Annotated in this window: 11 protein-coding genes; 3 read left to right on the top strand and 8 right to left on the bottom strand. The window is 61.8% G+C overall.

Going from position 1 to position 14,949, the window contains the following annotated elements; genetic code table 11:
* Positions 1-40: 40 nt before the first annotated feature.
* From BLT65_RS32020 to BLT65_RS31990, 7 genes are all read right to left on the bottom strand, one after another.
* Complete coding sequence (locus BLT65_RS32020; protein ID WP_091785571.1) at positions 41-562, bottom strand: GlcG/HbpS family heme-binding protein; 522 nt, start codon at positions 560-562, stop codon at positions 41-43.
* A 347-nt stretch (positions 563-909) separates the two neighbouring features.
* The gene (locus tag BLT65_RS32015; RefSeq protein ID WP_091785568.1) at positions 910-1,584 is read right to left on the bottom strand and encodes a response regulator transcription factor; all 675 of its coding nucleotides are present in this window, start codon (positions 1,582-1,584) and stop codon (positions 910-912) included.
* Between the two features lie 240 nt (positions 1,585-1,824).
* Entirely contained in the window at positions 1,825-2,778 is a 954-nt protein-coding gene (locus BLT65_RS32010) for an alpha/beta fold hydrolase (RefSeq protein WP_091785565.1), read from the bottom strand.
* A gap of 51 nt (positions 2,779-2,829) precedes the next feature.
* The gene (locus BLT65_RS32005; protein WP_244186792.1) at positions 2,830-3,732 is read right to left on the bottom strand and encodes a LysR substrate-binding domain-containing protein; all 903 of its coding nucleotides are present in this window, start codon (positions 3,730-3,732) and stop codon (positions 2,830-2,832) included.
* Between the two features lie 181 nt (positions 3,733-3,913).
* Positions 3,914-9,868, bottom strand: a complete 5,955-nt coding sequence (locus BLT65_RS32000; RefSeq protein WP_091785561.1) for an ATP-binding sensor histidine kinase — start codon at positions 9,866-9,868, stop codon at positions 3,914-3,916.
* Between the two features lie 155 nt (positions 9,869-10,023).
* On the bottom strand, positions 10,024-10,863 hold the full coding sequence (locus tag BLT65_RS31995) for an enoyl-CoA hydratase/isomerase family protein (RefSeq protein ID WP_091785559.1): 840 nt from the start codon (positions 10,861-10,863) through the stop codon (positions 10,024-10,026).
* A 69-nt stretch (positions 10,864-10,932) separates the two neighbouring features.
* Entirely contained in the window at positions 10,933-11,622 is a 690-nt protein-coding gene (locus BLT65_RS31990; protein ID WP_091785557.1) for a type 1 glutamine amidotransferase domain-containing protein, read from the bottom strand.
* A gap of 297 nt (positions 11,623-11,919) precedes the next feature.
* Between BLT65_RS31990 and BLT65_RS31985 the strand changes: the two genes are divergently transcribed.
* Complete coding sequence (locus tag BLT65_RS31985) at positions 11,920-12,261, top strand: winged helix-turn-helix domain-containing protein (RefSeq protein ID WP_091785554.1); 342 nt, start codon at positions 11,920-11,922, stop codon at positions 12,259-12,261.
* 82 nt (positions 12,262-12,343) lie between these two features.
* Here BLT65_RS31985 and BLT65_RS31980 read toward each other — a convergent pair whose 3' ends face one another.
* Positions 12,344-13,321, bottom strand: a complete 978-nt coding sequence (locus BLT65_RS31980; RefSeq protein WP_091785551.1) for an SDR family NAD(P)-dependent oxidoreductase — start codon at positions 13,319-13,321, stop codon at positions 12,344-12,346.
* Positions 13,322-13,453: 132 nt separating this feature from the next.
* On the opposite strand from BLT65_RS31980, the gene BLT65_RS31975 reads away from it, so the two are divergent.
* Positions 13,454-14,032, top strand: a complete 579-nt coding sequence (locus tag BLT65_RS31975; protein ID WP_007584544.1) for a TetR/AcrR family transcriptional regulator — start codon at positions 13,454-13,456, stop codon at positions 14,030-14,032.
* Between the two features lie 129 nt (positions 14,033-14,161).
* Positions 14,162-14,896, top strand: coding sequence for a GNAT family N-acetyltransferase (locus BLT65_RS31970; protein ID WP_091785547.1), 735 nt, complete (start codon positions 14,162-14,164; stop codon positions 14,894-14,896).
* Positions 14,897-14,949: the final 53 nt, after the last annotated feature.

Genomic DNA, 14,949 nt, shown 5'->3' with positions numbered 1-14,949 from the left:
GCGCCCGCTTCGCTACCACATCACATCCCGCGCAATGCGATCAGTGCGGCAGCCGGTTCGCCACTTTGGCGACACCCGCAGCCGCACACACTTCATCCTTGTCCCCGCCCGGCGCCCCGCCGATTCCCAGCGCGCCCACCATCTCGCCGCCCGCCTTGAACGCTACAGCACCTGGCAGTGCAATCACGTTGTGAACCGTTGCGAGTTGCGGTGCGTAAGGACTCGTTTTGACCAGTTCGAAGAATCCGCTCGAACGGTCGAAGCCGAATTCAGGCCCCAGCGTGACGACCGTAAAGGCTTTTCTGAAACTCGATTCGCCCGTGTGTACCGTCGCGTGATCGCCGCGTATGACGACTTGCGGCACACCGTCCATATCGACCACCGTCGCAGTCACCCAGTACTGCTTCTGTTCACACACGCGAATCGCTTCTTGCGCTGCCTCGACGGCGAGACTGGTCGGCAATGTGTAGTGATATCCGGGCTGAGGCTGCTGTTGCGCATGCACCGGCATACACGTGATCGACAGGCCGAAAAATAACGCGAACGACAAACGGAATTTCATATCAACCTCCAACATGGATCATGTAAAGAACACAACGGAAGCGGACGACGACCGTTGCGCAAGCGAGCGCACTTCGGCTGCGCCACGGCTGTATTGAGCGCAAGAATATTGGTCTGAAACGCAATGCTATCGGTGATGTCGACGCGAATAGAGACAGTCTCATTCTTTTCCAACCTCTTCAAATGCCGTTCAGGCCTTATTTCAACGGAGTGCAAAATTATTGCCCCGTTTCCGGCATTTGTAGACGCGAATTTGACGAAAGAGATGAAACTGTCTTTTGAACAGATGGAATAGGTGTTGGCACAACGAGCACGAACAGCGTAAAGCGCGACGCGAAGCGCCGCGAATCAGTTCGAACTCGTCTGCCGTTGATCGATACCAAGCGCCTCTGCTTTTCGAACGAGGTCGGGAAGCGAGCGCGAAGCCATTTTCTTCATCACCTGGCCGCGATGAATTTTCACGGTGATTTCGCTCAGATGCAGCTCATAGGCAATCTGCTTGTTCAACATGCCGGACACCACGTACTTCATCACCTCACGCTCGCGTTGCGTCAGCGATTCATACGACTCTTGCAGCGTCGCCAATGCGTGTTCCGACTCGCGTCGCTCGGCATCGCGCTTGAGCGCGTGAGCGATCGCGTCGAGCATGTCCTGATCGCGGAATGGTTTGGCGAAGAAATCCAGCGCGCCCGCCTTCATCGCCTTGACCGTCATCTCGATGTCACCATGTGCCGTGATGAACAGGATCGGCATGCGCACGCCGCAGCGATGCGCCTCCTGCTGGAACGCAAGACCACTCTCGCCTCGCAGCCTGACATCGAGAATCAGGCAACTGGGTGCGTCGTACTTGGGAAACGCGAGGAAATCCTTGGGTGACTCGAATGTCTCCACATGCAGACCTACCGAGCGCACCAGCCCATTCAACACAAACCGGATCGATTCATCGTCGTCGATGACATACACGACTGACGGCTTGCCTTCGCCATTTCTTGTGATCGAAGTCGAACTCGGTCCTGGGACCATTTCGCCTCCTTATTAACGAGTGAGGAATCCTTTTCGCAGACTGCGGATTGTCTGATGCAGATACAGCAACACACTACATTGTTGTCCCAAACGACGACGAGCGCAAAGCAAAGTCGCGCGTGGATTGCTGTGTGAAGAGCTAAAGTGAGGCGGGCGTCAAACAAGAGACGATTGGATGCTATCGCGATGCGCGCAGCGATTGCAGCAGCAACGGCGCGTAACGTTAAACCTATATTTTGCTTATTGGTTTTTGACTGCAAGAAATCCGCGTATCAGCTCGGCAATTTCATCGGGCTTTTCGTCGAGCGCGAAATGTCCCGCATCCAGAACGTGAATCTCGGCCTTTGGAAGATCGCGCCGATATGCGTCCGCTTCCGCCGGCAGGAACGACGGATCGTAACGGCCCCACACGACGAGTGTTCTCGGCTGCGTCTTTTGCAGCCATGCTTGCCAGCGCGGATAGGACGCTACATTGGTTCGATAGTCGTAGAAGAGATCGCTTTGAATTTCACGCTGTCCCGGACGGCTAAGGAACGCGTATTCGTCCGTCCATAGATCGGGATCGTACGACTCCACGTTCGGACTGGTACCGATGTGGCGCTGCTTCGCCGCCTGCAACGACATCAGGTTTTGCTCGACGGCTGCCTGGTTCGCCTGACGGTCGGCCCAGAACGCGCGGCGGGTGTTCCATAGCGGACCAAGCCCGTCTTCGTGCGCGACGGCGTTCTGGATGATCAGCGCGTTCACGCGCTCAGGGTGCGCCATCGCAACGCGAAATCCGACCGGCCCGCCGTAGTCCTGCATATAGATCACATACGACTTGAGTCCAAGCGTCTCGACGAATTGGTTCGTCACGGCCGCGATATGGTCGAACGTGTAGGCAAAGCTAGTGGGCGCGGGCGCATCGCTATGTCCGAATCCGGGAAAGTCGGGCGCGACCAGATGATACTGATCGCCGAGCCGTTTCAACAACGGCTCGAACATGCGTGACGACGAAGGAAAGCCGTGCAGAAGAAGTACCGTGGGCGCATCGCGCGGACCCGCTTCGCGATAAAAGATAGACAGGCCATCCACGTTTGCGACCCGGTATGACACGCGGCTATCGTGCCATGTCTGGCCCGAAGCTGGCGCACTGCTGATCGCGGCAGTCAGCAACAAACCGAACAACGAGCGGATTCGAACCTTTCCCATCATGCGCTGCTCCAGGTTGAATGTAGCGAGGGCTTTAAAAAAACAACCACGAGATCAAGGCAGCGGCCCAGCCTCGGACCGCGCTACATCGAGAAACGCACGCATCGCATTCGACAGATAAGCGTCGCGCCGCCGCACGAACAGCGTCTCCATGCGCGCCGTGTCGGATGCGAGCGCGTGGACCGCGACGTGATTCCTCTGCTCCGCATTCGACACGATTCCTCGCGGCAACAACGTAATACCGATACCCGCCGCGACGCACGAGAGGATCGCGTCGATCGAGCCGAATGCAAGCGCCGCGACCGACAGAATCCCCATTTCGGCGAGCAGCAAATCGAGTCGCTCGCGATACGAACAGCCCTGACTGAATACGATCGTCTTCAGATTTCCAACGCTTCCCACTTCGTTCAACGAGCGCATCGCCGCCGGTGTGACGAGCACGAGTTCCTCGCGGAAGACCGTCTCGACATCGAGGCCGGGATCGTCTTGCGGGCCTGCAACGAATGCGCCATCCAGACGGCACTCGGCTACGGCGTCCGTCAGCCCATCGCTCGTACCCGTCGTCAACGACAATCCGACTTGCGGATACAGGCTCGCGAAGTGACTCAGCGCACGGCTTAGCTGCAGCGCGCCCGTGGTCCATAACGCACCAATCGCGAGCGTGCCGCAGGGCGGACCATCGTCGAGTGCGGCAAGCCTCGCGTCGGCGACCAGCCGGGCCGCTCGCGCCGCATAGGGCAGCATCCGCTGCCCGGCGGGCGTCATCCTCACGCCGCGCACATGCCGCTCGAACAGCGCGACACCCACCTCGCCTTCGAGGGACCGGATTCGTCCCGTGACATTCGACTGCACCGTATGCAGCTCCAGCGCTGCGCGGCTCATGCTTCCGAGGCGAGCGACAGCGTCGAATACCTTCAGATCCGCCACGTCCATGATGTACACCCGATGAATCGCCATCGAGCGCAAGGGCTCGCGTCGATGTCTTTCGTGTTAGCTCACTTCCCTTGATCCAACGGGAATAGCCTAACGAGGGCGCAACGGGCGCACCAGCCTACTATTGCTTGGACTTTGACCCACCATCGCATGACGCGCTCATACCGTCGTATGTGACGGGCAGGCACGATAAACGCATGCGTCTTCAGCCAGCGGCATCGCCGGACGGAAGCGTGAAATGGAAACGCGCGCCGCCGTGCATCGAAACGTTATCGGCGGCGATGCGCCCGCCGTGCGCTTCGATGATCGTGCGGCAAATCGGCAAGCCCATTCCCATGCCGTTTTCCTTGGTCGTGTAAAAGCTCTGGAACAGCCGGTTGAGGTCTTCCGGCGCGATGCCGGGTCCGCTGTCTTCCGTCGCGCAGTAGACGGTCGCGTCCTCGCGCGTTTCCGTGCGGATCGTGATCTTGCGCTCGGAGCTGCCCGCCTGCTCCATCGCCTGCATCGCATTGACGAGCAGATTGACGATCACCTGCTGCAACTGGATGCGATCGGCGAACACCATCGGCAGGACGGCGGCACGCTGGCGCAACACGATGACGCCGCGCGACTGCACTTCATGCTGCAGAAAGATGAGGGCTTCGTCGATCAGTTCGTCGAGTTGCGCGACCGCGCGCTTCGGCCCGCGCCGAAGCGCCATGCCCCGGATGCGATCGACGATGTCCACCGCGCGCCGCGCATCGGCGCCGATGCGCACGTTGATTTGCCGCGCCTCCGCGACGTCGGGAACGGCACGATCGAGCCAGCGGTTGCCGATCGCGCTGTTCATCGCGATCGCGGAAAGCGGCTGGTTCAGTTCGTGCGCGACGGAAGCCGTCAGTTCGCCCAACATGGAAATGCGCGCGGCGTGCGCGAAGTCGGCCTGGAGCCGTTGCAGCATGTCCTGCGCGCGCACGCGCTCGGTCAGATCGACGAGACTGATGAGCGCGATGCCCAGATCTTCGGCCGAACTCGGGCGCGCGATCGTAAAGAGAACGTCGATAATCCGCCCGTCCAGCGTGGGCAGCTTGGTCGTTTCCTGAAAAATCGCCTTGCCGCCATAACGGCTTTCGAGCGCCCGCCGAAACGTCCCGGGGCTTTCCCGCCAGACCCACGGCAGCGGACCGAGCAACGCGCTCCTGTCCTTCGCGCCGAACATCTGTGCCGCGTGGTGATTGACCTCTTCGACGATCAGCATTTCCATCGCACGGTCTAGCCAGCCGGGATGGTCGTCGATATACGCGGACAGATCGTCGACGCCTTGCGCGCGCAACTCCGTGAGCAGCGCCATCAAGGGCTGCGCCTCGATCTGCCAGAGTCCCACGGGCATATCGAAGAACAGGCTGCGATAGCGGTGCTCGCTGCGTTCGAGCGCCGCATGCGCCCGCTTGCGCACTGTGATGTCCTTGAGCGCGCCGAGCACGCGCAAGCTGTTTTCCGCGTCGACCACGACGCGCGCCACCACTTGCAGATACCGGATCGACCCGTCGGGCATCAACAGCCGGTGTTCGACGTCGAACGGCTGGCGGTCGTGCGTCGCGCGGTCGAAGGCGAGGCGCACGAAGGTGATGTCGTCGGGATGCACGCGGCCGAACATCATGTCGACGGTCGGATTGGCGCCGGCGTCGAAGCCGAAAATCCGGAAGCTCTCTTTCGACCAGATCAGTTCACCGCTCGACACATGCCAGTCGAAGCTGCCCGTGTGGCTCAGCTGTTGCGCGTCGGCCAGCAGCGCTTCAGCATCCTGCAGATCGGCGTAGAGACGCGCCGTTTCGAGCGACAGCGCGGCCTGCGACGCCAGCAGCCGTAGCACCGCCGTGCGGGCGGGCGTGAAGGCATCGGAAGTCAGGTTGTTTTCGAGGTAAAGCACGCCGATCAGCCGCGTTTGCTTGACGAGCGGCAGGCACAGAATCGAGCGGCAGTCGTGACGGCGCACATACTCGTCCGACGAAAACGGACTGCGCGCCGATGCATCGTCGAGCAGCACGCTGTCCCCCGTGCGGATCACATAGCGCAGCACCGATTCGGGAAGCTCGCTGCCCGTCGCGCGAATTTTCGGCAGGCGCACGTCCACGCCGTCATGCACCGTCGTTGCTTTCGCTTCGATTCGCAACTCGTTGCCGCGCTTGAAGATCAACAAGCCGCGATTTGCGCCCGCGTGCTCGAGCGCGAGCACCATCAGCGTGTGGATCAGCTCGTTCAGGTCGATGCCGCTGAAGATCGCGCGCGACACGTTGACCACGGTCGCGAGATCGAGTTGTTCGTTCGACGTCGCGATCGTGCCTTCGAGACTCGCCGGCTCATGCCGCAACTGAGCGTACGTTCGTGCCAGTTGATGAACCTTGCCTTTCGCGCCCCAGCGTTCGTAGCAGGAACGCGCATTGAAAAGGTAGGTGTCGGCGATGGTTTCGAGGCCGCGCGCCGCATGAAACTGCGCGGCCAGTTCATGGGCGAGCGCCTGATACTGGATGAAGCCGTGCTCTCGCGCCGCGCGGATCGCTTCCTCATAGAAATGCATCGCATCGGAATCCCGGCCTTCGATGCGCGCAATTTCCGCGGCGAGCAGCGCATGACGGTGACGGAAATTCTCCGGACAATGCGTGCTCCACGATTCGAACTTTGCCAGTTTTTCCGCGAGCCGGTCACGCCACGCCTGTTGCTCTTCCACGCTGGCAGCGGGATAGCGCGCCGCCAGCGTCAGCGCGTCGAAGAAGTGAAACGTCGGTTCGATGGGCAGCGCCATCGCTGCGCCCAGCATCGGCGCCGCTTCGCTCGCGGCCTTCGACGCATCATCGTAGCGGCCGTCGTGAAACGCGAGGATCAGCTTCATGATGTGATAGAAGACAATCCCGCAGCCGAAATTCGCTTTCTCTATCGCGCGGAAACAGGCTGCGTCGTCGAACATCGCGTCGCCCAGCTTGAGCGGGTCAGTCGTGAGGCCGCGCAGGCTGGCGACGAACTGCTGTTCGAGCCGGATCGTTTCGAGCACGGCGTCGTTGTGACTTTGCCGCGCGAACGCGGCATGCTTCTCCGATAGCGGCTGAACCTCGTCGAGCACGGCACCTTTCTCAATGGTTTGCCATACCGTCGTGAAGGCGAGGTATCCGGCGAACACGAGGTCGCCCACTTCGAGGCACGCCACACTCGCGCGCTCCAGGATCGGCAGATCGGTCACGATATGCCTCCGCCAGAAGTTGATGTGGTTGCCATGCAGGTGCAACAGCTTTCCGTAGAAGCGCCGGTTGTCGAACTTCTCGTTCAGGCGCAGCGACATGTCGGAAAACTGCACGGCAGAGGGAATGTCGCCGAGGCTCGACACCAGCATCAGCGCGTAATTGCCGTAGGCAAAACTCGAGTTGTCGGTATTGCCGTGCTGCAGCGACAGGATGACGGCCTTCAGCGTGATGAGCGGATAGTACGCAGGCCGCGCGATAAAGGCGCACGGCATCGCTTCGACCAGAAGATCGACCACCGCGCGTATGGCGGGGTCTTGCGCGACGGGCGCATCGACGAGTTCGCTGATCGCCCGTCCCGCGAGGTACGACGGAATCTGCTGCAACACGGCAGCGACGGCAGGCCCGACATCGTGTTCGGCGTCGGGAAGCAGCACGCCGAAATCGCGCAGCGCAAGCCGCGCGACATCGAAGCTCTCGTCGAATCGCCCGGCCACCTGGTAGGCCGACATGCGCAGGCCGAACACCTTCGCGCGGTCCAGATTCGTGCGCGCGCGCTCCAGCAGCATGTCGAACAGCGCATCGGCATCGGTGAAATCGCCGGCGAGGTATTCGCATTCGGAGTAGGCCAGGTACAGATCGAACGTGCTCTCGTAGCGTTGCGTCCAGGCATCTTGCGATAGCAGCGCGACGCCATGCGCCAGATAGCGTCGCGCCGATGCATATGCCGTCGATCGCATTGCACGCCTGCCCGCCATCAGGTTCAGCGCGACGGTACGCTCGCGTTCTTCGTCCGTCTCGATCAACGCGGCGCCGCGATTGAGTTGATTGACGATATCGAAGATCGATTCTTCGAGCGCTTCGGGCGCCGTCCGCGACGCGAGCGCCCGGCCGATCCGCACATGCGTCGCCACGCGCTTCTCTATCGGAATGAGCGCGTAGGCCGCTTCCTGCACGCGGTCGTGCGCGAACGCGTAAGCCCCGTCAAGACGAAAGATGAGGCCCGCTCGCACGGCCAGCCACAGCTTGGCGTGTATCGACGCCTCCGGTTCGCCATGCACGAGCGTCAGCGTCGCGAAGTCAGCGACGTTGCCGAGGCTCGCAAGCTGCCCCAATGCTTCGCGTGTCGCATCGGGCAGACGCGTCAGCTTTGCCGCCATCAGGTCCGCGACGTTCTCGGTGAAGCCCTTCGCGCGGATACGCGGCAAGTCCCAGCTCCATCGCGAAGCGTCGCGGTCGAAGGCAAGTAGCGATTCGTCGGCGAGCGTGGTCAGGAACTGAATCGCGAAGAACGGATTGCCGCCCGTCTTTTCGTACACCAGTTGCGCGAGCGGGGCCGCCGTCGCGGCCGGGCAGTGCAACGCATCGGCGACGAGTTGCACTACGCTGTCGGGCGCGAGCGGCGCAAGCTCGATCCGATGCACGTTGCCGCAAGCGCGAGCGATCGCACCAAGCGTGCGCGCGAGGGGATGCGCGTCGTCGACTTCGTTGTCGCGATAGGCGCCGACCAGCAACACGTGCTTCACATCGGGGTGCGTGACGAGATGTTCGAGCAGATCGAGGGTCGCGGTATCGAGCCATTGCAGATCGTCGATAAAGAGCGCGAGCGGATGCTCGTGCCGCGCGAACACACCGAGAAAGCGGCGAAACACGATCTGAAAGCGGTTCTGCGTCTCTTGCGGCGGCAGCGCCGGAACGGGCGGCTGCTCGCCGATGATGAGCGCAAGCTCCGGGATCAGATTGACGATCACCTGGCCATTCGGCGCGAGCGCATCCAGCAGCGCGCGCCGCCACGGTTCGATCTCCGCATCGCTCTTGCTCAGCAGATCGCGCACCAGCGACTGGAAGGCCTGGGCGAGCGGCACATACGGAATATCCCGCTTGTACTGATCGAACTTGCCGGATGCGAACAGGCCGCGCGGCGGCACCAGCACCTTGTGCAACTCGTTGACGACCGACGACTTGCCGATGCCGGAATAGCCGGAGATCAGCACCAGCCCGCTCGGGCCACCCGCGACGACCCCGCTGAACGCCGCCACGATCTCGTCGATCTGCGCCTCGCGCCCATACAGCTTTTCGGGGATCAGCAGCCGGTCGGACGCGTCGCGCGTGCCGAGCGCGAATGGCGCAATCTCCTCGTTCGTTTCGCAAGCGGCAAGGCACGCACGAAGATCCGCCTCGACGCCCGCCGCCGTCTGATAGCGGTTTTCCGCCGTCTTCGCGAGCAGCTTGAGCACGATCTGCGCAACAGGCGCCGGAAGGTCGCTCACGCGCTCTTCCGGCGGCACAGGCCTGCGTGCGATATGGCAATGAATCCACTCCATCGCATCGGCAGCCGCGAAAGGCAGCGCGCCCGTGAGCATCTCGTAGAGCGTAACGCCGAGCGAGTACAGGTCGCTGCGTGCGTCGATCGAGCGGTTCATGCGGCCCGTCTGCTCCGGCGCCATGTAGGCAAACGTGCCGGCGATGATTTCAGGCGACGCCGGCGGCTGATGCTCAAGCAGCAGTTGCGACGCGATGCCGAAGCCGGTGAGCCGAACACTGTCGTCGCCGTCGACGAGCACGTTGGCAGGCTTGATATCCTTGTGAATGAGGCCGCGCCCATGCATCTGGCCGATCGCATGGGCGAGATTGGCGGCGATGCGCAGGCATCGCGTGAGATCGAGCGTCTGGCCGAGCAGGCGCACCAGCGGGTCGCCGCCGTCGTCGTCGAGAAGCAGCATCGGCGGCACTCTGCCGAGGTCGAGCGCGATCGGCTGCGCGGCCCAACGCGTATCGAGCAGCGAGGCCAGCTCGTATTCGTGTTCGAGGCGCGTGACACTTTGCGACGCCGGGCGCGTCGCGATCAGCGCGAGCAGCGAGACAGGGGTGTCGGGCCGCAAGGCGCGACACAACGATAGATCGCCGTCGTCGTGGAGCAGCTCCAGCTGAAACCCAGTGAAGTCCATGACGAAGCCCCGGTTTCGCTTCACGTAACGAATCGGGAATAGCCTAACATGCAAGAATGCGATCGCGCCCCGAAGGGCCGCGTTGCTGGAAACGACGGTTGCGGCCACAACGGGCGCGCGCAACCGTCATCGGAGAAACGCGTTGTCTTGCGGGGTTAGCGCCCCAGCGTGCCCGTGTAATAGCCTAGCCGCGCTTCCACATCGTGGTTCTTCTGCAGCCCGAGCTGCATCAGCTGCGCGATCCGTTCCTGCGCCTGCGGACGGCCAACCGACGCGATGAAAGCGTCCCATTCGGGCGCGACGTCCTTGTCGGACGGCAAGGTCACGGCATTCACCTGACGCTTGATCGCGACGAGCGCCTCTCTATCGAACGACGCGATTCTCGATGCGAGCCCGTCCACGAATGCGTCGAGTTCGCTGTCAGCGAATGCGCGGTTGACATAGCCATAGCGCTCCGCCAGTTCGCCGTCGATATCGCTGCCGCTCAACAGCACTTCCAGCGCGCGCCCGCGCCCGATCAGACGCGACAGGCGATTCATCGGGCCGCCGCCCGGCACCAGCGCGGCGCCGACTTCCCACTGCGAAAGCAGCGCTTTTTCGCGGCTTGCAAAGCGCATGTCGCTGGCCAGCGCCAGTTCGCTGCCGACGCCCGTCGCGCGGCCTCTGATCGACGCGATCGATACGACGGGCGCCCGTCCCAGCCGCGAGAGCATGTCCGGCAACGGCGGCATGCCTGTCGGCCCCGGCGGCATGCTCGTGGTCTCCTGCAACGGGGGAACGAAGTCGTAATGCGTGAGGAAGAAATCCGGCACCGCGCTGTCGAACACCACCACCTTGACTTCGGGATCGGTTTCGAGCGCCGTCACGACGGCATTCAACTGCGGCATCGAGTCCGGTCCGAAGATATTGAAAGGCGGGTTGTCGATGATGACGCGCCAATAAGCCTGGCTGCGACGTTCAATCCGAAACTGCTGATGCGAACTGGCGTTGGCCATATCACTCTCCATCCTTCAGGCTGAAGCGGCCCTCTTTCGGGGCAGCCAGGTTCAAGGGCGCAACGCTCGTTATTTCGAATGAAGCTGATCGAGCACTTTGAGCAGATCGCGCGCACCGGCCGTGGAGGAAGCAGGATTCTGTCCCGTGACGAGGCGGCCGTCGACAATCGAAAAACTCTGCCAGTCGTCGACCTTCTCGAACAGTCCGCCCAGCCGCTTCAGTTCGTCTTCGACGAGAAACGGCACGACCTTCGTGAGTTGCACGGCTTCTTCTTCCGAATTCGTGAACCCGGTCACGCGCTTGCCCTTGACGAGCGGCTCGCCATTCACCTTCACATGCCGTAGCACGCCGGGCGCATGACACACGAGCGCGACGGGCTTGCCGGCGTTGTAGAAGTTCTCGATCAACGCAACGGATAGCGGGTCTTCCGCCAGATCCCACATCGGGCCGTGCCCGCCCGGATAGAACACCGCGTCGTAGTCGTCCGCTTTGACCGTGCTGAGTTTCACCGTGTTGGCGAGCACCTTTTGCGCGGCGGGATCGCTCTTGAAGCGCTCCGTCAGCTCTGTTTTACCTTCTGGCGTGTCGCTCTTCGGATCGAGTGGCGGCTGCCCACCCTTAGGTGAGCTGACGGTTATCGTCACGCCAGCATCGAGAAACGTGAAATACGGAGCCGCGAATTCCTCTAACCAGAAACCTGTCTTTTTCCCGGTGTTACCGAGTTGATCATGGGACGTCAACACCATCAGGATCTTCATTGTCGCACTCGCATGATGAAAGAATGATGTAGCTGCCGATTGAACGGGGCGATCCACGTAAAGTGGCAAGTGCAATATAGCCCTTGCCGGTAGCGCCGACAAACGAAGGGCCGTGCGCTAATACCAAAGTATAGGTGTCGATACGTATGTGCTATCGACTCGCTGGACCACTTGCGGTTTCATCATTCCAGGTGCCGCATCCGTCCCGCCGACAGACCGTTCGCCTTTGCGACCCTCGCGCTTTCAGAGCAGATGCGGATCATTCGAGAAGCAGTTGTCTACTCGTGAGTTACGAACATGAAGGCCAGTAGCATCGACGTCAATCTGTCGACCCGGGAAATCCAGGTACGTGGGACAGCCATCCCGTTGGGCAGCCGCGCATTCGATATTCTTACCGTGCTGATGGCAGCGCACGGCCAGGTCGTGTCACTCGAAGATATTCTTCGTAAGGTGTGGCCCGACACCGTCGTCGAGGAATCGAACATACGCGTTCACGTTTGCGCTTTGCGCAAGGCATTGGGCGAAGACCGGCGCCTGATTCAGAACATACCGGGACGCGGCTACCGGTTGACGCCCAAATGCGACATGCCGGCTGCAAGGGCCGGCGTGTCGATGTCGATGGCGAGCGAAGAGCGGTAGCCGGTCAACTGTCCGAACTGGTCGTATCTGCAAGCGAACTGCGTTGCGGCGCAGTTCGTGCAGTGGCCAGAGCGCTAAAGCGTCAGAACGATTCGCCGATCATTTCTTCCGTCTTGCGCCAAAGCGCCTCGGCATTCGCAAGGTCGAGCGCGTATTGGCGTACGCCTTCGCTGACGGGTGTAATGACGACGTCGTCGGCAACGACTTCGCTCACGTGGCAGTTCTCGCAGTATCGACCGCCGACCTCATCCGGCGAGGCAACCACTGCCGCCCACACCGAAGTCGCGGCGCCCTGCGGAACGCTCTTGAACTGGAACGGCGCCTTTCCTTCCGACGCAAGCTGACTGTTGATTGTTTCCAGCAGCCCGGCCATTTGCCCTTCATCCATATGACGGGCGAGTTCCGTCTGAATGCCGCCGGGATGGACCGCTGCCGCGCGCACGCCGCGTGCCTGATGCCGCCGATCGAATTCGACCGCGAACAGGATGTTCGCCGTCTTCGCGCGTCCGTAGGCAACGAAGGGATCGTAGGGCGTGCGTTCGAAGTTCGGATCGTCGAGATCGACGTTTGCGAAACGGTGCCCCGACGATGCCAGCATGACCACGCGCGCCCCCGATCGCAAAAGCGGAGCGAGGCGATTCACGAGCACGAAGTGCCCGATATGGTTCGTGCCGAACTGCGTTTCGAATCCATCCGCTGTTTTGCCGAAGGGGGTCGCCATCACGCCCGCATTCGCGATGATCACGTCGAACGGCTTGCCTTCGTTCAGCAGTTTGTCGGCGCATGCGCGCACGCTCTCGAGACTCGCGAGATCGAGCGAGACCAGATCGATGCTGCCCTCACCCGCGGCCGCGTCGCGGCGCGCTGCGGCGATGGCGCGCGCCGCCTTGTCGAGGTCGCGCGCAGCGCCAATAACGCTCGCGCCACGCGCAGCCAGCGAACGCGCCGTCTCCACGCCGAGTCCGGCAGACACGCCCGTGACGAGAATCCGCTTGCCGCGTAGATCGATGCCCGCAAGCACGTCGTCTGTCGTCGATGTCGCACCCAATTTTTCAGCCATTTCCGCCTCTCTGTTAGCAGTAAGGTTGACGTTTCGCGTCATGAGGGATAAAACGGAGTCCCTCTCCGTTTTTACAGGATAAGCGGAGACAGTCTCCGTTTGCAAGCACTAAAAGGTACGACAAAGGGTTAAATGAATCACTCGACGCCAAAGGAACGGAAGCCGCGCGCCGATGCGCTGCGTAATCGCGAGCGCATTCTCGAAGAGGCTAAGAAGGCGTTCACGCGCGAAGGCGCCGATATCAGTCTCGAAGACCTCGCCCGTCAGGCGGGCGTCGGGCCTGGCACGCTGTACCGGCACTTTCCTACCCGCGACGCGCTGCTGGAGAGCGTCTACCGCGCCGAAGTCGAAAAGCTCGCGAAAGAAGAGCGCAGGCTGAGCGAGACGATGCCGCCCATCGACGCGCTGAAAGCGTGGATGCTGCTGTTCGTCGACTACATCGCGACGAAGAAGATCATCGCGCCCGCGCTGAATTCGCTGGTGGGCGGTCCGTCGAAAGTGTTCGAATCGTCGGGCGCGCAGATCGTGGACGCGATTCATTCGCTCGTCACGCGCGCAATCGAAAGCGGCGATATTCGCGCCGATCTCGATCCGCTCGACCTGTTTCGCGCGCTCGTCGGGGTGTCGAACGTCGCGTCGGCGCCGGACTGGCAACAAAGCGCGCGCAGGCTGGTGGATATTCTGCTGATCGGGTCGCGGCCTGGCGCGTGAGGCCCGCCTGGCGCAAATGACGCCAAAAATGTCATTTACGGCAATGGCTCAGAGGCGACTTTCTGATTACATTGGTCCGGTCCGCACTCGGACGACATCCTCCGATCAAATTTCGCAGTTGGAGCAAACATGAGCAGCACGGCGCATCGTTCGACAACAGCCAACCTCGACCGCCCGATCTGGACGGCGCTCACGACGCGCCAGGCGCATCTCGGACTCAGCGATGCGCTCGCGCGCCGCTATCACCCCGATGTGGCACCGTTCGCGGCGTTGGCGTCGGACACGCCCGCTGCATACGAGGCGCTGCATCGGCTTCTGCAGCCCAACGAACAGGTTGCGCTGCTGTCGCTGGAGCCTCTCGCTGGAATCGAAACGCTTCAGGTCGATCATGTCGGCACGCTGCATCAGATGGTTGCTGCGCGCGACGAAGCAGGAACCGTGGACGATCTGGACGTGATCCGCCTGGGCAACGTCGACGCGAAAGAGATGCTCGACCTCGCGCAAAAAACCAAACCGGGCCCGTTCGCCACGCGCACCCACGAAATGGGCCGGTACATCGGCGTGCGCGATCAGGGGCGGCTGGTTGCGATGGCGGGCGAACGGATGTGCCTCGACGGATATGTCGAAATCAGCGCCGTCTGCGTCGATGACGAATGGCGCGGCAAGGGTCTCGCTGGCCGGCTGATCAACATCCTGCGCAAAGAGATTGCGCAGCGCGGCGAGACACCTTTTCTACACGTGTTCAGTCACAACACGACGGCGATCCGCCTCTATGAAAAGCTGGGCTTCGAGTTGCGTCGCGAGTTCGTTCTCAACCGGATCGGCCGTGCCGATGCAAGCGTGAATACCGCTCGTCACATTTGATTCACAAAAGAGTCCGCACACTCGCAAACCGCGCCTTTCGCTCTCCGAAACCG

Origin of the sequence: Paraburkholderia steynii (assembly GCF_900100565.1) — a bacterium.
GTDB lineage: Bacteria > Pseudomonadota > Gammaproteobacteria > Burkholderiales > Burkholderiaceae > Paraburkholderia > Paraburkholderia terrae.
This window is presented reverse-complemented; position numbering and strand designations above follow the sequence as displayed.

What these genes read in the sequence shown, in the direction of transcription:
- BLT65_RS32020 (WP_091785571.1), bottom strand. Translation starts at nt 562, where the DNA reads ATGAAATTCCGTTTGTCGTTCGCGTTATTTTTCGGCCTGTCGATCACG.
- BLT65_RS31995 (WP_091785559.1), bottom strand. Translation starts at nt 10,863, where the DNA reads ATGGCCAACGCCAGTTCGCATCAGCAGTTTCGGATTGAACGTCGCAGC.
- BLT65_RS32000 (WP_091785561.1), bottom strand. Translation starts at nt 9,868, where the DNA reads ATGGACTTCACTGGGTTTCAGCTGGAGCTGCTCCACGACGACGGCGAT.
- BLT65_RS31990 (WP_091785557.1), bottom strand. Translation starts at nt 11,622, where the DNA reads ATGAAGATCCTGATGGTGTTGACGTCCCATGATCAACTCGGTAACACC.
- BLT65_RS31980 (WP_091785551.1), bottom strand. Translation starts at nt 13,321, where the DNA reads ATGGCTGAAAAATTGGGTGCGACATCGACGACAGACGACGTGCTTGCG.
- BLT65_RS31970 (WP_091785547.1), top strand. Translation starts at nt 14,162, where the DNA reads ATGAGCAGCACGGCGCATCGTTCGACAACAGCCAACCTCGACCGCCCG.
- BLT65_RS31985 (WP_091785554.1), top strand. Translation starts at nt 11,920, where the DNA reads ATGAAGGCCAGTAGCATCGACGTCAATCTGTCGACCCGGGAAATCCAG.
- BLT65_RS32005 (WP_244186792.1), bottom strand. Translation starts at nt 3,732, where the DNA reads ATGGCGATTCATCGGGTGTACATCATGGACGTGGCGGATCTGAAGGTA.
- BLT65_RS32015 (WP_091785568.1), bottom strand. Translation starts at nt 1,584, where the DNA reads ATGGTCCCAGGACCGAGTTCGACTTCGATCACAAGAAATGGCGAAGGC.
- BLT65_RS31975 (WP_007584544.1), top strand. Translation starts at nt 13,454, where the DNA reads ATGAATCACTCGACGCCAAAGGAACGGAAGCCGCGCGCCGATGCGCTG.
- BLT65_RS32010 (WP_091785565.1), bottom strand. Translation starts at nt 2,778, where the DNA reads ATGATGGGAAAGGTTCGAATCCGCTCGTTGTTCGGTTTGTTGCTGACT.